Consider the following 18,214-nt stretch of genomic DNA (forward strand, 5'->3'; position numbering starts at 1 on the left):
GTTGCTGAGCGAAGAGTGCGGGGTGCATGTTGAAATTTGTGCGCATTGTCGCATATGTAAACGAGCAGTTGTATGACACAGGGGCAGGGATTTTAGCGTGGGCAGCCGATGCTCAACCCCTGCCGGGCATGGCAGCCGCTTCCAGCAGGTCGTTCAGGAAGTGCTGCAATTGCGCCGCTGCCGCGGCCGGTGCGGCCTGGAGCAGGCAGTGGGGCGCCTCGATCTCCACCAGCCGGGCGTCGCTGCGCAGCTGCCGGACCAGGGCCGAAGCCGATGGGGGCACCAAGCGATCCTGGCGGGCCCGCAGGTACAGCAGCGGCACCCGGCTGGCAGCCAGGGCCTGGCGTACATCCACGGCGATCACCGCCTGCAACCGGGCCTGCAGTACCTGCGGCGCCACCTGGGCGATCGCCGCCGCCAGTGCCTGACGCAGTGCCGGGGTGGAAAAGCCGCCCAGCAGCAGGGCATCCATGGGCCAGAACGGCAGGCGCTGCACCGGCAGAACCTTGAGCAGGGGCTGCAAAGGCGCAAGGCGCGGGCGCGGATTGCGTACAAAGCTGCTGCACAGCACCAGGCCCATCAGCCCTTCGGGATTGCGGGCGGCCACGCTCACCGCCACTGGGCCGGAAAAGGACTCGCCCAACAGGATGAATCGCCGGTTCGTCGGCAGTTGCGCCGTCACCCGCTCCACCAGGGCCGGGTAGCCCAGGGGCTGATCGCCGGGATAATGCAAGACCTGTACCGGCCAATGCTGGTCCAGGGCCTGGAGCAGCGGTTCGAACAGGGTGCCGGTGCCATCCATGCCCGGCAGCAGCACCAGGGTTGGTGGGAGATTGGGGTCGATCAAGTCGGGAATCCTTGCCGAAGAGGAGAGGGCAGCGGCGCGCAGGATACCTCGACAAGGCCCGGCAACACAGTCGCTTGCGGGTCGCTACCGGCACCGAGCGGCTTTTGTTGAGCTCAATCAACAGCCGGCGCAATACCCGCATCTTTCAACGAAAGGAGCGCAGCTTTTAACAAATATGAGTTAACCATTGGTTACAAACTGTGGCTAAAATGCCAGCCGACGGCCAGATGCCGAGGGTCGAACCTGCGACGAAGAGCGTCGCCGGTTACGCTTTTTTCAACTCAGACGCTGCAATTTGCCTTTGGCCTTCCGGGCTTTCAGAGGCGCAGCATGTTCTCTTCTGACGTGTGACGATTTCCGTGAAACTCATCATTGCCGCTGTATACGTTTTATCCATTGCGTACGTACACCTGCGGGGGCGCGTGCGCCATAAACTGGGCCGCCAGCTCAGCGATCACTCGACCTTCCTGGCGCCCATCAACTGCTTCCTCTATCTGTTCTCCAAGTACCCCAACCGGCCGTACCTGGACCCGGCCGACTTCCCGGAGATGAACAAGCTGCAGGAACACTGGGAAGAGATCCGTGCCGAAGGCCAGAGCCTGCTGCAGGCCGGCGAGATCAAGCGCTCGGACCAGTACAACGATGTGGGTTTCAACTCCTTCTTCAAGACCGGCTGGAAACGCTTCTACCTGAAGTGGTACGGCGACAGCCACCCTTCGGCGATGAAGCTGTGCCCACGCACCACCGAGCTGGTGCAGAGCATCGGTTCGATCAAGGCTGCGATGTTCGCCGAGCTGCCGCCAGGTTCGCGCCTGGTTCGTCACCGCGACCCTTATGCCGGTTCCTATCGCTACCACCTGGGTCTTTCCACGCCGAACAACGAAGGCTGCTTCATCGAGGTCGACGGTGAGCGTTATCACTGGCGCGACGGCGAAGCGGTGATGTTCGACGAGACCTACATCCACTACGCGGAAAACACCACCGAGCAGAACCGCATCATTCTGTTCTGCGATGTCGAGCGGCCGATGAAGTACCGCTGGGCCGCCGCGTTCAATGGCTGGTTCAGCCGTACCGTGATGTCCGCCGCCGGCGCGCCCAACGATGCCGGTGACAAGACCGGTGGCCTGAACCGTGCCTTCAACAAGCTGTACAAGATCCGCCTGCGGGGCAAAGAACTGAAAAAGCGCAACCGCACGCGCTACTACCTGGAAAAGTGGGCGATCTTCGCTGCACTGCTGTTGCTGTTCATCTACATCTGACGTTGCACCCCCGCGGTGTAGGAGCGGGCTTGCCGGCGAACGCATCCTCGAGCCAGAGGCATGGCCAAAGGGCCCGTTCGCAGGCCAGCCAGCGCTTGCAGATGAAGGCACGGTGGATACCGGGTGTTACATGTTCTGAAGGATTATTTAGTTAACAAAGCCGAACCCTGGGCGTAGCGTGGAATCGAATTCGATACCTTGTCGCTCCTCAGGAGGCTTTTCATGAACGGTCTGGCTCGCGGGTTTGCCGCACTCATCGCGCTGGTTTTGACCAGCGGCGCCGCCTGGGCTGGCGCCCCTGAAGCACCTCCCACCCATCAACTCCCCCTGCAATTGGCGCAGAACCTGCCCAGCAGCGGCAACAACGACCGCTACAGCAACCCCATCCGTCGCGCCAACCCCAACAGCATGCAGGGCACCCAGCCCAGCAGTCCGCCCGTGCGCGGCCCCAGCACCGCTCCGACCGGTCGCCCGCCAACCCTTGAGAACGGTGGCATCGGCAATGGCTACCCGCGTGGCGCGGTGCAACGACCCAACCCTGATCCCCGGGTGCAAAGCCCCCGCGACAGCGATCCCGGCAACCGGCGCTGAAGCACTGTCCTGCCACCCTGGCGGCAGGTGCGAAACCTGCTACCGAGGATTTTCTCGATCGACAAAAGGAAGCGAGCATGTTGCGTAAAACCCTTATCGCCACCTTGTGCTCCAGCGTCTTGCTGGGCAGTGCCGTGCCCGCCATGGCCGCCACACCCCAGGCTTTTCCCAGTGAGCAGGGCACGCTGAGCCTGACTCTGGTGGCCGCCGGCCTTGACCATCCCTGGGCCCTGGCATTCCTGCCGGACCGCCAGGGCATTCTGGTGACCGAGCGCCCGGGCAACCTGCGGCTGGTCGGCGCGGACGGCAAGCTTTCGGCGCCCCTGAGCGGGGTACCCAAGGTCTGGGCCAAGGGCCAGGGCGGCTTGCTGGATGTGGCGCTGTCGCCGGACTTCAAGCAGGATCGCATGGTGTATCTGTCCTATGCCGAAGGTGGCGGCGAGGGCGGGACTGCCGGCACCGCCGTGGGCCGTGGCCGTTTGAGCGATGACCTGAGCGGGCTCAAGGATTTCCAGGTGATCTTCCGGCAGGAACCCAAGCTGTCCACGGGCAATCACTTCGGGTCGCGGCTGGTGTTCGACCGCGACGGCTACCTGTTCGTGACCCTGGGTGAAAACAACGACCGGCCCACCGCCCAGGACCTGGACAAGCTCCAGGGCAAGATCGTGCGCCTGTACCCGGATGGTCGGGTGCCGGATGACAACCCTTTCGTCGGCCAGGCCGGGGTGCGCCCGGAGATCTGGAGCTACGGCCACCGCAACCCCCAGGGGGCGGCGCTCAACCCCTGGAGCGGCACCCTCTGGGAGAACGAACACGGGCCCAAGGGTGGCGACGAGATCAATATCATCGAGCGCGGCAAGAACTACGGCTGGCCGCTGGCGACCCACGGCATCAACTATTCCGGCCAGCCGATCCCCGAGGCCGCGGGCCAGACCGCGCCCGGCACCGTGGCGCCGCACCATGTGTGGGAGAAGTCCCCCGGCATCAGCGGCATGGCCTTCTATGACAGCGACCGCTTCAAGCCCTGGCAGCACAACGTGTTCATTGGCGCCCTGGCCAGCCAGGAGTTGATCCGGCTGCAGTTCAACGGTGATCGGGTCGAGCACGAGGAACGCCTGCTGGGCGGGCTCAAGGCGCGTATTCGTGATGTGCGCCAGGGCCCGGACGGCTACCTCTACATCCTCACCGACGAGGACCAGGGCACGCTGTACAAAGTCGGCCTGCAATAGCCCCGGGCTCCCTTGCAGGCGTCGACAGGGGCCGCGCAAGGCTGCGGGCCTCTTCACCGGCAAGCCGGCTCCTACGGGTGGGCGCGCGGGGGGAAGAGGATCACCGCGGCGCGCAGTTTGCTGCTGCCGAAACTGCACATCTTGGCGAACTCGCCGTGACTCACCGGCAGGTGCTGGCAGTCCAGGGGCTGGCGGTGCTGGCTGTGGTCGACATCCGGGTCGTGGAGGTAGACGAAGTCCTGGTCGCAGTCGGTGACTATCACCCAGTGCGGCGCCTTGGAGCGGGTCAGGCGATAGCTGCTGATCAGCACCAGGGGCTGGCCGCCTTCACGCAACAGGCCGGGCAGGTCCAGCGGCCCGCCGAGCACCTGCTGCACTTCGCTGGCATCCAGTTCCTTGCAGAACTCATCGTGGACCAGGCGCATGACGTCCTTTTTATGTTCGTCGCGCACGCCGTTGAGAAACAGCGGCCCGCTGCTGTTGACCTGCAAGCGCACGGCAAAACCGCGGCGCCAGGCCGCCAGGGCCAGGCCCTGGGGGCTGCAGCCACCATGGCCCGAGGTCATGAAGACGGTGGTGGCTTCACGCCAGATCTGCAGTTCCTCCCGACGCTCCAGGGGCCGTGAAGGTTGCAGGGCGCCCATGGCCATCAGCAGGCAGGCGGGGCCGCAGGTGAAGTCGGTGGTCTGTTGGTAATAGGGCACGCGGATGCTGCGGGTCTCGCGGTGCTGGAGGATGCGTTTTTCCAGGCGCAGGGCGTCGGCGTGGTCCTGGTAATAGTCGGGGACCAGGGCGAAACGCCGGTAGCCGTTGCGCTCGTACAAGGCGATGGCCGCAGGGTTGTCGGTGCGCACCTCCAGGCGCAGGTAGGCGCAGTCATGGGCCAGGGCACAGGCCTCCATGCGTTGCAGCAGGCGCTTGCCCAGCCCCAGGCCCCGGGCGCTTTCGGCGATGGCCAGGGAATACAGGCGCGCCAGGGAGGTGCCGCGATGGAACAGCACCAGGGCATACCCCAGCACCTGCGCCTGCTGTTCGGCCACCAGCAGCTGCCCATGGGCGCGGCTGATCATCCACTGGAAGCTGCGCGGGGTCAGCCGGTCGCTGGTGAAACATTGCTCCTCCAGCGCCACCAGCGCCGGCAAGTCCTCGAGGGTTGCAGTGCGAAAGACAAGATCCATATGACCGCCGTAAAAGTTGCGTAATGAAACGAGACTTCAAAAAAAGTTCGTGCTTAATAGAAAGGGTCAGGTTCTTCAGCGAGAGCGAACTTTATGTCAGCGGTACAAGGTCATTGGCGAGAAGTATCCGGGCAAAGTTTGCCGGCGACAATCACTTCCTCAACTAATATTGCCCGGATGGACAAAGCCTCAAGCCAGGTAATCATTATTGTCGAACGCAAGGAAGACTGGGCCTCGTACTTTCCCAGCGACGACATCCTCACGGCCCAGGAGTACCTCGAGCACAGCCGCGAAAGCGCGCCCGGCAAGCGCGTCCAGGTGATCAACCTGTGCCGCAGCTACAAGTACCTGGGGCATGGCTACTATTGCTCGCTATTGGCTGAAGCCCGCGGCCACCGGGTGATTCCCTCGGTTCGCACCATCAGCGAACTGACCCGCAAGGCGCTTTACGGGTTGGCCCTGGATGATCTCGACAAGAGCCTGGAAAAGGCCCTGAGCAATCATCTTTACCGCGATACCGAAGGCTTTACGCTGACCCTTTACTTCGGTCGAACTCATATAGAGCCCTTGCAGGAATTGGCTCGGCAATTGTTTGAACTCTTCCCTTGTCCGATTCTGTTAGTTGATTTCAAGCGAACTAACAGTTGGCACATCGAAGGCGTAAAGTCGGGGGCGCTGCATAAGTTGCGCGAAGACCAGGAAGATCAGTTCGCCAACTCCCTGGACAGTTTCAGCCGCAAGGTCTGGCGGGTTCCGCGCTCCCGGCAAGTGGCCCGTTATGACTTGGCCATTCTCCATGATCCCCAGGAACTGCTGCCGCCTTCCAACCCTCGGGCGCTGGAGAGTTTCATTCGCGTGGGCAAGGGCCTGGGCATCGATGTGGAACTGATCGAGAAGAAGGACTATTCGCGGCTGGCCGAATATGACGCGCTGCTGATCCGCGAGACCACCAGCGTCGACAACCACACCTACCGTTTTGCCAAGAAGGCCGAGAGCGAAGGGCTGGTGGTGATGGACGACCCGGCGTCGATCCTGCGCTGCACCAACAAGGTCTACCTCAGCGACCTGCTCAAGGGCCATCAGCTGGGCATGCCCGCCACCGAGATTCTCTACAAGGAGCGACCGCAGGATTTCGAACGGGTCGGCGAGCGCCTGGGTTTTCCCCTGGTGCTGAAGATCCCCGACGGCTGTTTTTCCCGCGGAGTGATCAAGGTCGAGAGCCAGCAGGCCTTGATGGAAGCCACTGCCGAGCTGTTCGAGCACTCGGTACTGCTGCTGGCCCAGGAGTTCTTTTACACCGAGTACGACTGGCGCATCGGCGTGCTCAACCGCAAGCCGATCTTTGCCTGCCAGTACTTCATGTCCAAGGGCCATTGGCAGATCTACAACCACAAGGCCAAGGGCCAGGACATCAACGGCGAGTGCCGCACCCTGGCGATCCACGAAGCGCCCCGGGCGGTGGTGGATCTGGCGGTGAAGACCGCCAACCTGATCGGCGACGGCCTGTACGGCGTCGATCTCAAGCAGTCCGGCGACAAGGTGGTGGTGATTGAGGTCAACGACAACCCCAACCTCGACGCCGGCATCGAGGATGCCTACCTGCAGGACGATCTCTATGCCCTGGTGCTGGAGGAGTTTGTCCGCCGCCTGGAGCTCAAGCGGCGCGGCCAGGCCTGGTAGGGGCCTTCATTGCGGTTGCAGGGTCAGCACCTCGAAGCCGTCCCGGGTCACCGCCACCGTGTGTTCCCACTGGGCCGAGAGGCCGTTGTCGCGGGTGACCACGGTCCAGCCATCCTTGAGCCCGCGGACCCGGGCGCTGCCCTGGTTGAGCATCGGCTCGATGGTGAAGACCATGCCCTCGCGCAGCTCCAGGCCGGTACCGGGGCGACCGAAGTGGAGGATTTGCGGCTCTTCGTGCATCTGCCGGCCGATGCCATGGCCGCAGTATTCACGGACCACGCTGTAGCCCTTGGCTTCGGCATGGGCCTGGATGGCATGGCCGATATCGCCCAGCCGGGCGCCGGGGCGCACCACCTTGATCGCCGCCCACATGGCCTCGAAGGTGGTGTCCACCAGGCGCCGGGCCTTGGGCCCGACAGTGCCGATCAGGTACATCTTGCTGGAGTCGGCGATGTAGCCGTTCTTCTCCAGGGTGATGTCGATATTGATGATGTCACCGTCCTTGAGCACGGCCTTGGGGTGGGGCATGCCGTGGCACACCACCTCGTTGATCGAGGTGTTGATGCAGTAGGGGTAGTTGTACTGGCCCTTGCTGGCCGGGCGCGCCTTGAGTTCATGGCGGATCAGGTGTTCCACCGCGGCGTCCAGCTCCAGGGTGGACAGGCCGGGGGCGACAAAACCGTCGAGATAGGTGAACACCTGGGCCAGCAGCCGTCCGGCTTCGCGCATCAGCGCCAGTTGTTCCGGGGTCTTGATCAGGGCCTGGGTCATGCGCGCCCCCTGAGCAGGTCGGGCTTGTTCAGCAACAGCTTGTTGATCAGGTCGTTGTAGGCCAGGTGAGGGTTGAGTTCGGCCAGCAGGCCGATCTTCATCCAGAACTCGGCCTGGGCGTTGATCGAGCGGTCCATGGCGGCGCTGGCCACGCGGATCTGCTCGTGCAGTTCATCGGAGATCTTGACGATGCCCATGGGGGCCTCCCTTGAGGAAATATACGAATCATATATGTTTCGTATATTTGGCTTCAAGCCACGGTGCCCAATGGCAGACGTCGCCGTTCAAGGAGGCCGGGAAAAAAGCGTTGACCGGACCCTGCTGGCGCGAGTAATTTCCAGCCCATGACTTTCCCTGCATATCGTTCCCAGCCAAGCATTATTACCGCCATTCCTTATTGGCGGGCTTGCTGACGACTGCACCCAACCCGCCCTGGAGGCGGGTTTTTTCTCTCTGTCTCCCGGGCTTCGTACACAGCCAGGAGATCCACCATGAGTCGCCCCAGCCGTTCTGCCACCCCCCAGCCCAGTGCCGACATGGCGTTGCTGGAGCGCTACGTGAAGATGATTCTTGCGGCGCCGGTCTACGACCTGGCGATCCGTACGCCGTTGCAGGCGGCGCCGGCGCTGTCCGAGCGGCTGGGCAATCAGATCCTGCTCAAGCGCGAAGACCTGCAACCGACCTTTTCCTTCAAGATCCGTGGCGCCTACAACCGCCTGGCGCACCTTACCCCGGAGCAGAAGCTGCGCGGAGTGGTCACCGCGTCCGCCGGCAATCATGCCCAGGGCGTGGCGCTGGCGGCGCGGGAACTGGGGATCAAGGCAAGCATCGTGATGCCCGCCAGCACCCCGGAACTCAAGGTGCTGGGGGTGCGCAGCCGCGGCGCCGAGGCGATCCTGCATGGCCAGAGCTTTCCCTTCGCCCTGGAGCATGCCCTGGATCTGGCCCAACGCACCGGCAGTACCTTTGTTTCACCCTTTGATGATCCCTATGTGATTGCCGGGCAAGGCACCGTGGCCATGGAGATCCTGCGCCAGCAGCAGGGCGAACTGGACGCGATCTTCGTTCCGGTCGGCGGTGGCGGGCTGATCGCCGGGATCGCCGCCTATGTCAAATACCTACGGCCACAGATCCGCATCGTTGGTGTCGAGTCCGAACATTCCAACTGTCTGCAACAGGCCCTGGCGGCAGGGCAGCGGGTGGTGCTGCCTGAAGTGGGAACCTTTGCCGACGGTGTTGCGGTGGCGCAGATCGGTGAGCATGGTTTCCAGATCTGCCGGCATCACGTGGATCAAGTGATCAGCGTCAGCAACGACCAGTTGTGTGCGGCGATCAAGGACATCTACGACGATACCCGCTCCATCACCGAGCCCTCGGGCGCCCTGGCGGTGGCGGGCATCAAGCAATACGTGGCGCAAAGCGGCGTCCGCGGCCAGACCCTGGTGGCGATCGACTCGGGGGCCAACATCAACTTTGACAGCCTGCGCCACGTCGCCGAACGCGCCGCCCTGAGCAACGCCGCCTTGTAGGAACAGACCTGCCAGCGAAGGCGCCCTGCGCAGCGATGCAGACCTCCAGGGCCCATTCGTCGGCAAACCGGCTCCTACGAGGGCGTGCACGGTGTACCTGCCTGCTGTAGGAGCTGGCTTGCCAGCGAAGGCGCCCTGCGCAGCGATGCAAGCTTCACCGGCAAGCCGGCTCCTACGACAGCAGAGGGCGCATGAAGCTGCGTTCGTAGCTGAGGATGAAGCGCTTTTGCACCACCGCCGCTACCAGGGCCACGCTTTCCGGGTCATTGAGGGCGCTCTGGCGGTAGGCTTCGTAGTCCGCCAGGGAAGGAAAGCTGAACAGGCAGTAGGCGATATTGCTGGCACCTTCGGAGGGCAGGAAATAGCCGTGGTGGGTGCCGCCCAGCCGCTTCACCACCGCGATCCAGGCCTTGGAGTAGGCTTCGAACTCGGCCAGTTGGTAGGGGTCGATCACGTATTTGACATGGCAGGTAATCAAGGGAGGCACTCCGGCTGGGGGGATGGCTTATTCCTGGCGGGCGTTTTCTGTCTTGTCCGCGGCGCTCCACAGGCGGTAGCGCACTTCCACGTCCTTGGGCGCGTAGATCACGATCGGCAGCTTGCTGTTGTAGCGCAAGACGAAGCCGTCACCGGTCACCGGGACGAAATCCTCGCGGGTCTTGCCGTCGGGGCAGGCCATCCGCGTACTTATCGGGCCGCTGACCTGGTCCAGGCGGTAGTAGGGATAACCCCAGCCTTCGAGGTTCTTCTCTAGCAGTTTGCCGCCCAGGCGTTGCAGGTTGCAGTCCACGGTGAGGGTCTTGCCGGCGAGGATCTCGACCTTGTAGCGGTCTTCGTGCTGTTGCTTGGGCAGGTGGATGACCTGGCGGGTGAAGCCGTCTTCGGCCTTGGGGTAGGGTGCGGTGTCTTCGAGCTTGGCGGCAAAGGCCTGGGCGCAGAGAGCCGAAAGCAGGGTGACGCTGGCAAGGGGGAGCAGACGCATGAAGCCTCCTGGCTGATTGAAAGCGCGATACACCCGTTTGAGTGGGCGCCTTGGGGAAAGTCCGGCCCGGGCATTCTGACCGGCGCCCGAGGCGCAATGCAAACGTCCTGGGTAGCAGGGCATTTTGCAAGGCCAACTGCCTGCTTTCTTGCACTTTGCACGGCTGCTCGTACGCCGCGTGCCGATTTCGCAGGGCCCTGTGGCGCTGCCGGCCAGGCACGTTTCCTGCTGCCTTATCAATCAGGTCCGCGATTGAGCAAAACCTTGAAACAAGACCAGTTGCACGCAAATGGAGGGATAGGCCGGCGGCCGGTATGGGCTGGCAGCCAACCAAGCGAAAAACCCCGGTGCTCAGAGCGAAATCGAATTTAGCAGCCTCGGGAAAGCGGCTTAGTCTGTAGCTTGGCTCCGTCTGCAAGGATCAAGACCGGGCCCGGATCACTACCGAACACGGACGTCATTGTTGTCAGGTTGTTTGCCTATTGATTGGCCGTCTCGAACAAAGGAGAGAGTCGCCATGTTTCTATCTGCCCTTGAACTGCGCAATATCATTGAAAGCAGCTTTCTGCCCAAACGCTGCCAATGCACCCTAAGCCCCGACCTGTCGATGACCGTGAAGGTCTTCGGCGACCATCAAACCGACCGGGTCGACCTGGTGGTTACCGGCATCGACGCCTCGCAGCTCAACGGCTGTCGGGAAATCAACGAGCTGATTGCCGAATTGCGCTACGACCTGGCGCACAACCCTCGCCAGGTTGCCCCTCTGCGGCGTGCATTCTAGGCGCCTTCGGGAGTAGGGAATTCAACAGGGGGGCCGCCAGGCCGCCGCGAAACCCGGCTTGCCGATCGGCACCGGGCGTGATGAGGGGCCGCAGCGCGGCCCCGTGTGAGTGTGTTGCACAGCCTCAATTATCGGTGATGCACGCATCCGACATCTTTCTGTAGGTGATTTCCTCGGGCTTGCCCTGGTTGTCGATGAACTTCATGTCGGCGGTGATCACTTTGCACTCCTGGGTCGCAGGTTCGGTCATCGAGATCACTTTGCCCACATGCAGCGGCATTCCATAGTGGTAGGGCACGGCGGTGGTGCTGTCTGCCTGGGCCAGGCCACTGAGGGCACTCAACAGCAGGGCGGTGGCAGTCAAACCGATACGCAGGTTCATGGCAATTCTCCGATGCAGGCTACGTCAGTTCCGCGCCAATCAGGCGTTAGAACTTGCCGCGCAGCGCTTCAGATTGTTCTGAGCTAGCGCGGTCAATGACACTTTTAGCCTGTCGGATTAATTGCCGATTAAATTGCATAGGGAGCTAATGTTTTTTACAGCTCGCTGTAGGCAATGCGTTGATACCCGGGCAATGCCTGTTGCAGCAGTTGTTCCAGAGACTGCTGCGCCGGCAGGTAATCGTCACCGAAATCACCCTCGGCCAGCTGGGTCGGGTGGGCCACCACTTCAATCACGCCGGGCGGGCGAAAACCTTCCAGCAGGTCCCTGGGCGTGCACACGCTCTGGGCCCCGGCCCCGCACAACCAGCGGATACGCCGGTTGAGCGCGCTCTTGAACAACCGCTTGAGGGGCCCGATGTTGCCCCCCACATTGCGCGCCAGGCGCACCTGCACCCCTTGCTGCGCGGCGAAGCGAGCGACGATGGCTGCCACCGGCCACAGGTTGTGCACGTGCTGGTGGGAGTCGATATGGCTGGGCCGCACCCCCTGATCGACACAGCGCTGCCACTGGGCCTGCAACTCCTCGCGCACCGCCTCGGCCGCCGCGGCCGGCAGGCGCAGGGCCGAGCGCCGCAGGTTCAGGTCGAACTGCCCCTGAGGGTCACAGAACAACGGCTGGTGGCGTATCGCCGGGCTCAGTGGCGCGCCGTAGGTGAGGTTGAAATGCAGGCCGATGCGTCCCAGCAAACCGTGCTGCTGGGTCAGTTCACAGGCGTCGTTGAACGCCGGCATGTTGGCCATCAGGGTCGCCGAGCTGATCACCCCTCGCTTGAAGGCGCGCAGGGTCAGCTGGTTGTAGTCCAGGTCGAGACCGAAGTCGTCGGCATTGACGATGACCCGGTGGGCCCGGGCGGCAGTCAGGGGGCGGTTCATGGGCGGGATCCTTGTACGGTGTTGGCCTGGCGCCGTTCGCGCCAGGCCTTGAGGCGCGGCTTGAGCCACTGCCAGATGCGTTCGGCGGTACCGGCCAGCAGCGCTCGCGGGCGCCAGGAATAGAAGCTCCAGCGCTGGTGTTCCACCAGGCCGCTCATGCGTTCATGCAACTGATGGCTGGAGCGGCTGAGGCTGACCCGCGAGGCATCGACCCACTGCCAGCCTTCGTCCAGCCCCCAGCGGATCCACTCATCCAGCAGCAGCCGGCCGCTGCCCAGGTTCTTGTATTGCGCCAGGAAGGCGATGTTGTAGTCGTACAGGCGGCCGCGCTCCAGCAGGCCGAGGCGATAGCTGATGCAACGGCCCTGGTGTTCCAGCATCACCACCCGCACACAACCTTCGGCGGCCAGGCCGCGCAGGGCGCTGGCCATCCATTGCCAGCGCAGCTCCCCGGAGAAGATCCCCAACCCGTCTGCGCCTTTCCAACTGGCCTGTTCCACCTCGCGGAGCATTTCCAGCACCCCGTCCATGCCGTCGGCCTGGGGCGCCATGCGGATCACCCGAGCGTCGATTTCCGCGCAGCGTTTCTTCGCCCGGCGCAGCTCGTAGCGCAAGGTGCCGGTGGCTTCCTCGCGGTCGCTGTCGACAATCAGGTGTTCCGGCGCCCGGCAGCTCAGGGCCTGTTCGCTGTACCAGCTGGCCCGGCGCCAGGGCGCCAGCAGGTGCTCGGCGTCCACCAGTTCATGAAGTTGCAGCAGGTCATGGGGCAGTTGCCGGCGGATCTGCTCCAGCACCTCGGGCATGGCGCCTTGCGCCGGGTCCGCGACCAGCAGCGCCAGGCGGTCGCTCAGCGGATGCCCCAGGTGGCGTATCACCTGCAGGCGCAGGCCGGCCCGGGTTTCGCGGCCCAGGGTCAGCGGCAGGCAGAGCACCAGGCGCTGGCCATGCCAGCCCAGGAGTATCTGCAAGTGCCGGTGATCCAGGGCCCGTTCCGCCCCCTGTAGCCAGCTCAAGCGATTGAACGGCGTGGCCTGTGGCACTTGCTGGCGCAGTTGCTCATAGGCCGCCACGGGAAAGTCCTGGGTGCAGAGGCTGGCGCACCATTGCCAACGCAGGCTCACGAACGTTCCTTGTCGATAGGGCTGGAACCGCTGGGCTGCTGTGCCAGGCGCCCGCGGCGCAGGTGGTGCAGGCGTGTCTGGTGGTACGGCCGGCGGCGGTGGAAGTGCAGGCAGCGCAACAGGCAGTAGACATGCAGGGATTCACCCACTTCCTGGAACCCCAGGCGCATGTGCATCTTCAGCGCCGGCTCGTTGCGCACGTTGACCAGGGCCCGGGTGGCCTTGAAGCCGCGCTCGCGGTATTCGTCCCAAAGCAGCTTCTGCGCCAGGATCACCACCCCCGAGCCGCGATACGGCACCGCGCACTCTCCGGCGAACTGATACAGGCAGCCCGGCGGGATGCGCATCCAGCAGCGGTACAACTGGTCGTCGTAGTAATCGCGCTCGCTGATCCACACCATCATCATCACGTTGCCGTCTTCATCCAGGTGTGCGCTGCCGCGGCTGCCTTTGTCCAGCAGGCCGCGAATGGCCGGCAGTTGTGCCTTGAAGTACTTGTCGAAGGCCGGCAGAAGCTCGCGGGTGATGGGCACCTGGGGCCAGCGGCCGGGGTTGATGGGGCAGGGCACCGGCAAGGCCAGGGAACGTTCCAGGGTCAGCAGTTCCCAGTGGTAATAGAAGAAGCGTTCACGCAGCACCCGCAGGCTGCCACGCAGGCCCTTGCGGCGGATTCTGGCCAACAGGCCGGTCAAGCGACTCATAGGGTTTTCCAGGTCAAGGCAAACAGGGTTTCACCGGGCACCTGCAACTGGGCCCGGCCATTGCTGCACTGCACGGCGGCGGAGCGGCTGTGCCCGTCGGCGCCGAGCAGCTCCAGGCTCGGGCCGGCCTGGCAGATCTGCTCGGCGCCGTCCAGGTCGATGGTTTGTGCGCGCGGGGTCTTGGTCACGCCCAGCAGGCTATGGCGCGGGCCATCGCGCAGTGCCAGGGCATCCACCTCGAAGGCCGGGTTGTCCAGCGCCTGGACCTGCCCCAGCCAGTGCCGCTGGATGAATTGCTGGGCCACGGCCACCGGCTTCAGGCTGAAGCGCTGGGCGTCGTGCTGGGCCAGCATGCCCTTGGGGTACTCGGGCTCATCGGCGGCCTGGAACCAGTTGAGCATGTCCAGCAGGCCGTCCTGGGAGGCATTGGCCACCACCGACATCCACCACAGGGCGGCGTAGTGAGTGTCCTGCTGATAGGGGCTCAGGTCCGGGCCGCTGGAGATATTGGTCTGGCTCAGCAACAGCGCCTTGCGCGGCCGGCCCAGGTCATCCAGGCCCACCAGGTCGGCGGCGGCGCGCACGCTGGCGCGGTAGCGGCGGGTGGCCAGCAGGTCGCGGACCATCCACTCGTGCCAGGCCATGGCGTCGATATCGGCGCCGTGGGCCTCCAGCAACTGGCGCGCCCAGTCGATGCCGCGGCGCTGCCCGGCACCGATGCGAAACGGCCCGTCCAGCAGCCGCGAACTGACCGGCATGGCAATGCGCACACCTGCGGCCCGGGCCTCGGGGTTGGCCTTGACGTGCTCCAGCATGCGCCCGAAGTAGCTGGCGAACACGGCGTAGCTGGGGTAGTTGAGGTTGGGTTCGTCGGCGAACGCCAGGTAGTGCAGGCCCTGGTTGCCCAGGTGCACGCTGTCCGCCAGCCAGGCGTCGAGGCCGGCGAAGCTCTGGCTGTCGGCTGCCAGTACCGCCCGGCGCCCGGTGCCCGCCAGCAGGGTGATGTCGCGGTCGATCTTGAACGTTTCGCGGTACAGCCGGCGAAAGCCCAGCTCGCGTTGGGGTTCCTGCTGGATCACATCGACGAAGCTGTAGAAGTTGGCCGCCCGCGGCCCCAGGGCCCGCAGCAGTTCAAAGGTCGACTGCGGCGGCTGGGCATAGGGCAGGGCGATCCCCAGGTGCGGGCTGGGGCCGCGCATCTGCGGCTTGAGGCTCAGCTCGACCCGGCCCGGTGTCCATTGCAGCGGGTGCAACTGGCGCAGGTCCTGGGCGAACAGGTTGGCGGTGCCGTCGAGCCAGAACGCCACCTTGCCCGAGCCGCCCAGGGACAGGCGCCAGACCTCGTCCTGCTGGGCCACCGGCAGCGGGATCTGGTCGAACTGACCGTACTGCGGGTGCTCCACCAGCTTCAGGCGCAGCAACTGGTGGTCACTCAGGCGTGTGGCCTGGAGCACGCTGACCCCACCGTAATACTTGCCCGCCAGTACCGCCTGCTCTCCGGCGGCCACGCGAAAATACAGCTCCACGCCACTGGGCACGTCGGCGCTGAAATGCACCTTGGCCGGTTCGAACTGGGCCAGGGTGGCGCTGTCGTGGCTGACCTTGAAGTTGCGAAAGCTGTAGCCCGGGACCTGCAGCCGGTAGTCGCCCTGGGCCGCGGGTAGTTGGACTTCCCGCTGGCCGTAGGGTTGGTCGGCGCGAATCTCCAGCTGTTGCAGCAACTGGCCGTCCGGGTGCAGCAGGTACAGCTGCTCCTGGTTGGCGTCGCTCTGCCAGGCCGGGCTCCAGCGCAGGTGCAGGGTGTCGCCGGCCTCGGCTTGCAGGTACAGGCTGCCGTCGCGGATATCGCCCCATTGCAGGGGCGCGGCGTGCAGGGCAGTGGTCGCCGAGATCAGCATCAGGGCGAGCAGGGAACAGGGTTTCATTGAAGCCTTTCCTTAGGGCGCAATAACTGGCGCACGTAGACGATGTCTCCAGGTAACAGGATCAGGGTGCGGTACCAGGCCACACCGCTGAGGTGGCAATACAGGCCGAGCATGGCCAGGCTCACCGCGAGGTAGGCGATGGACGAGGCCAGGCCGGCGCCGACGATGCCCAGCGACGGGATCAGCAGCGCATTGAGCGCCAGGTTCAACAGGGCGCCACCGGCCAGCAGCAGCGACAGCGTGCCGGGGCGCTGCTTGCCCAAGAGGTCCAGGCGCAGGATGCTCGCGTAGCACAGGCCGAACAGCCCGGGCAGCAAGGCCAGCAGGGCACCGTAGGCCGGGGCGTAGTCGGCGCCGAACAGGGTGACAATCAGCCACTGGCCGATCAGCGCCATGCACAGGCAGGCGCCGAGCATCACCGTGGCGGTCAGGCGCAGGGCCAGGGCGGTCAGTTGCTCGATGCCCGATCCCTGTTGCAGCAGGCGCTTCATCAGTGGCGTGGTCACCGCCTCGGGAATGATCAGCAGCAGCTCGGCGGCGGCGCTGGCCATGGCGTACCAGCCCAGGGCCGCGGGGTCGAGCAGGGCACCGATGAACAGGTAGTCCGAACGCAGCATCAATTGTTGCGACAGCACCCCGGGGTGGCTCTGGGCGCTGTAGCGCAGCAGCTTGCCCTGTTCCCCGGCCTGCCAGCGCAGGCCCAGGTCGTGGAAGCGTCGCAACCAGCACCAGCCAACCACCACCACCAGCAAGGTGCCCCCCAGCCAGCTGACCAGGGCCGCCGACAGCGGCTGATTGCGCCAGATCCACCACAGGCCGACGAACAGCAGCAGCGGCACCAGGGATTCCAGCAGGCGCAGGGCATTGAAGGCTTCGACCCGGCCATCGGCGTTGTGCAGGGTCAGCAGGCCGCTCTTGAGCACGGTGATGGGCACCGCCAGCAACAACAGCCAGGCCAGGTCCCCCAGTTGCAGGCTCAGTTCCCACTGGCTGCCCAGGGTGTTCATCAGCGCCAGCCCGGCCAGGGTCAGCAGGCTGGCCAGCAGGCAGCCGTAGACCAGCACCTGGGTCAGTAGCAGGCCCATGGGCCGCTGGCGCGCGGCTTCATAGCCGACCGCGGTGTTCAGCCCGCCGCTGGTCAGGGCGGCAATCAGTTCCGGCAGGGTGCTGAGCAGGGCGAACAGGCCGCGATCCGCCGGGCCCAGCAATCGAGCCAGCAGCACGTTGCGCAGCAGCCGCAGGCCGATCATCGCCAGGCGCGTGCCCATGCTCAGGGCCAGGTGCCAGAGGTAGCCGCCGCGCTTCATGCCCGGGCTCCCTGCAGCAGGCGCCAGGCCAGCAAACCGGGGCGGGCGGCGCTGGCGTGGCTGACGTCGATGCGTGGCAAGGCCAGGAGCGGGTTGCCACTGGCCTCGATCAGCCCGGGGCGGGTGCCCAGGGCGTAGCGATAACCCAGCCCGGCGACGGCGGCGCGCACCTGGGCATTGTGGTCGCCATTGGGGTAGCAATAGACCCCCAGCGGCGCCTGGCAATGGTTCTGCAACGCCTGATGGGAGCGTTGCAGATCCGCTTTCAGCGCGGCCTCGTCAAGGCCGGTGAGAATGGCATGGCTGGCGCCGTGGGGCCCAAAGCGCACCAGTGCCGAACGCTCCAGGCGCTGCACCTGGGCCCAGTCCAGGCTGTGGGGGCCGTGCTCGTTGGGGCAACTGTCGGCCAGGGCCTGGAGGGTGGGCCCGGGCAGGGTCTTCAAGCGTTGCAGGTAGCGCCCCAGGAGCCGGCTGCGGGCGTCGCTGTCACCCGGCTGCAACAGCTCGGCCGCAGGTGCCAGTTGCAGCGCCTGCAACTGTTCCAGCAGCGGCCGGGCCGCGGCGCTTGCGGGCCGCAGCCAGAGCGTTTCGCCGATGGACTCCCACCAGAAGCCCTGGGCGCTGCCGATGAAGTCGGTGGAGAGGAAGATGCTCGCCGGCACCTCGTAGCGCTCCAGCAGCGGGTAGGCCACCTCGGCGTTGTCGCGCCAGCCGTCATCGAAGGTCAGGGCCAGGCGCGGCCGGTCGCCGCCGGGGTATTGCAGCAGGTGATTGAGCGGCACACAGTCGAAATGCCGCCGCAGCCAGCGCAGCAGGTGCTCGAACTGGCGCTGGCCGACGCACAGTGGCGCCCGGTGTGGCCGGCGGGCGGCCTGCTCGTCGGCCAGCACCCGGTGCAGCATCAGCACCACCCCGGCTTCGCTGAGGCGGGCGCGGCCGACGCTGTGCAAGTAGGCGTTGCCCAGCAGGCGCTTGAGGTTGAGTTTGAGGTTCATG

The 18,214-nt window shown here is 64.8% G+C and carries 19 protein-coding genes; 6 read left to right on the top strand and 13 right to left on the bottom strand.

Features of this window, described 5'->3' with window-relative positions:
* Positions 1-112: 112 nt before the first annotated feature.
* Positions 113-847, bottom strand: a complete 735-nt coding sequence (locus AC1RL5_RS03725; protein ID WP_145712004.1) for an alpha/beta fold hydrolase — start codon at positions 845-847, stop codon at positions 113-115.
* A 359-nt stretch (positions 848-1,206) separates the two neighbouring features.
* Here AC1RL5_RS03725 and lpxO point away from each other — a divergent pair, with 359 nt between their 5' ends.
* From lpxO to AC1RL5_RS03740, 3 genes are all read left to right on the top strand, one after another.
* Positions 1,207-2,106 (top strand): lipid A hydroxylase LpxO, encoded by a 900-nt coding sequence (lpxO, locus tag AC1RL5_RS03730; RefSeq protein WP_011061392.1) that lies wholly within the window; start codon positions 1,207-1,209, stop codon positions 2,104-2,106.
* 222 nt (positions 2,107-2,328) lie between these two features.
* Positions 2,329-2,697, top strand: coding sequence for a hypothetical protein (locus AC1RL5_RS03735; RefSeq protein ID WP_072450283.1), 369 nt, complete (start codon positions 2,329-2,331; stop codon positions 2,695-2,697).
* A 77-nt stretch (positions 2,698-2,774) separates the two neighbouring features.
* The gene (locus AC1RL5_RS03740; RefSeq protein WP_492588935.1) at positions 2,775-3,926 is read left to right on the top strand and encodes a PQQ-dependent sugar dehydrogenase; all 1,152 of its coding nucleotides are present in this window, start codon (positions 2,775-2,777) and stop codon (positions 3,924-3,926) included.
* 71 nt (positions 3,927-3,997) lie between these two features.
* On the opposite strand, the gene AC1RL5_RS03745 is transcribed toward AC1RL5_RS03740, so the two are convergent.
* The gene (locus AC1RL5_RS03745; RefSeq protein ID WP_019093958.1) at positions 3,998-5,104 is read right to left on the bottom strand and encodes a GNAT family N-acetyltransferase/peptidase C39 family protein; all 1,107 of its coding nucleotides are present in this window, start codon (positions 5,102-5,104) and stop codon (positions 3,998-4,000) included.
* Positions 5,105-5,281: 177 nt separating this feature from the next.
* Between AC1RL5_RS03745 and AC1RL5_RS03750 the strand changes: the two genes are divergently transcribed.
* Positions 5,282-6,784 carry a RimK family ATP-grasp domain-containing protein gene (locus AC1RL5_RS03750; protein WP_177190958.1) on the top strand — a complete coding sequence of 501 codons (1,503 nt, stop codon included), beginning with the start codon at positions 5,282-5,284 and terminating at the stop codon, positions 6,782-6,784.
* Between the two features lie 6 nt (positions 6,785-6,790).
* Here the strand turns inward: AC1RL5_RS03750 and map are convergent, their stop codons facing one another.
* Positions 6,791-7,555, bottom strand: coding sequence for a type I methionyl aminopeptidase (gene map / locus AC1RL5_RS03755; protein ID WP_011061387.1), 765 nt, complete (start codon positions 7,553-7,555; stop codon positions 6,791-6,793).
* Entirely contained in the window at positions 7,552-7,752 is a 201-nt protein-coding gene (locus AC1RL5_RS03760) for a ParD-like family protein (RefSeq protein WP_011061386.1), read from the bottom strand. Before AC1RL5_RS03760 ends, map begins: the two co-directional genes overlap by 4 nt.
* Before the next feature lie 294 nt (positions 7,753-8,046).
* On the opposite strand from AC1RL5_RS03760, the gene ilvA reads away from it, so the two are divergent.
* On the top strand, positions 8,047-9,084 hold the full coding sequence (gene ilvA / locus AC1RL5_RS03765) for a threonine ammonia-lyase, biosynthetic (RefSeq protein ID WP_492588934.1): 1,038 nt from the start codon (positions 8,047-8,049) through the stop codon (positions 9,082-9,084).
* Between the two features lie 172 nt (positions 9,085-9,256).
* Here ilvA and AC1RL5_RS03770 read toward each other — a convergent pair whose 3' ends face one another.
* Both AC1RL5_RS03770 and eco read right to left on the bottom strand, forming a co-directional pair.
* Positions 9,257-9,562: an NIPSNAP family protein gene (locus AC1RL5_RS03770; protein ID WP_072450285.1), complete on the bottom strand. Its 306-nt coding sequence runs from the start codon at positions 9,560-9,562 to the stop codon at positions 9,257-9,259.
* Positions 9,563-9,589: 27 nt separating this feature from the next.
* A complete protein-coding gene (eco, locus tag AC1RL5_RS03775) occupies positions 9,590-10,066 on the bottom strand; it encodes a serine protease inhibitor ecotin (protein ID WP_015635680.1) in 477 nt (158 codons plus the stop codon).
* A gap of 517 nt (positions 10,067-10,583) precedes the next feature.
* Between eco and AC1RL5_RS03780 the strand changes: the two genes are divergently transcribed.
* Positions 10,584-10,847 carry a DUF1652 domain-containing protein gene (locus AC1RL5_RS03780; protein ID WP_011061382.1) on the top strand — a complete coding sequence of 88 codons (264 nt, stop codon included), beginning with the start codon at positions 10,584-10,586 and terminating at the stop codon, positions 10,845-10,847.
* Between the two features lie 124 nt (positions 10,848-10,971).
* Here the strand turns inward: AC1RL5_RS03780 and AC1RL5_RS03785 are convergent, their stop codons facing one another.
* From AC1RL5_RS03785 to AC1RL5_RS03815, 7 genes are all read right to left on the bottom strand, one after another.
* Complete coding sequence (locus AC1RL5_RS03785) at positions 10,972-11,229, bottom strand: DUF2790 domain-containing protein (RefSeq protein WP_072450286.1); 258 nt, start codon at positions 11,227-11,229, stop codon at positions 10,972-10,974.
* Positions 11,230-11,384: 155 nt separating this feature from the next.
* Complete coding sequence (locus AC1RL5_RS03790; RefSeq protein ID WP_492588933.1) at positions 11,385-12,164, bottom strand: carbohydrate deacetylase; 780 nt, start codon at positions 12,162-12,164, stop codon at positions 11,385-11,387.
* A complete protein-coding gene (locus tag AC1RL5_RS03795) occupies positions 12,161-13,285 on the bottom strand; it encodes a GNAT family N-acetyltransferase (RefSeq protein WP_492588932.1) in 1,125 nt (374 codons plus the stop codon). Before AC1RL5_RS03795 ends, AC1RL5_RS03790 begins: the two co-directional genes overlap by 4 nt.
* Positions 13,282-13,986 (bottom strand): GNAT family N-acetyltransferase, encoded by a 705-nt coding sequence (locus AC1RL5_RS03800; protein WP_011061378.1) that lies wholly within the window; start codon positions 13,984-13,986, stop codon positions 13,282-13,284. The genes AC1RL5_RS03795 and AC1RL5_RS03800 overlap by 4 nt, the downstream gene beginning before the upstream one ends.
* Complete coding sequence (locus AC1RL5_RS03805; RefSeq protein ID WP_492588931.1) at positions 13,983-15,911, bottom strand: hypothetical protein; 1,929 nt, start codon at positions 15,909-15,911, stop codon at positions 13,983-13,985. The genes AC1RL5_RS03800 and AC1RL5_RS03805 overlap by 4 nt, the downstream gene beginning before the upstream one ends.
* Positions 15,908-17,218 (bottom strand): lipopolysaccharide biosynthesis protein, encoded by a 1,311-nt coding sequence (locus AC1RL5_RS03810; RefSeq protein ID WP_492588930.1) that lies wholly within the window; start codon positions 17,216-17,218, stop codon positions 15,908-15,910. Before AC1RL5_RS03810 ends, AC1RL5_RS03805 begins: the two co-directional genes overlap by 4 nt.
* Complete coding sequence (locus AC1RL5_RS03815) at positions 17,215-18,213, bottom strand: polysaccharide deacetylase family protein (RefSeq protein WP_053151723.1); 999 nt, start codon at positions 18,211-18,213, stop codon at positions 17,215-17,217. Before AC1RL5_RS03815 ends, AC1RL5_RS03810 begins: the two co-directional genes overlap by 4 nt.
* Position 18,214 lies beyond the last annotated feature (1 nt).

It is taken from the genome of Pseudomonas sp. GW822-FHT06D10 (genome assembly GCF_058799535.1).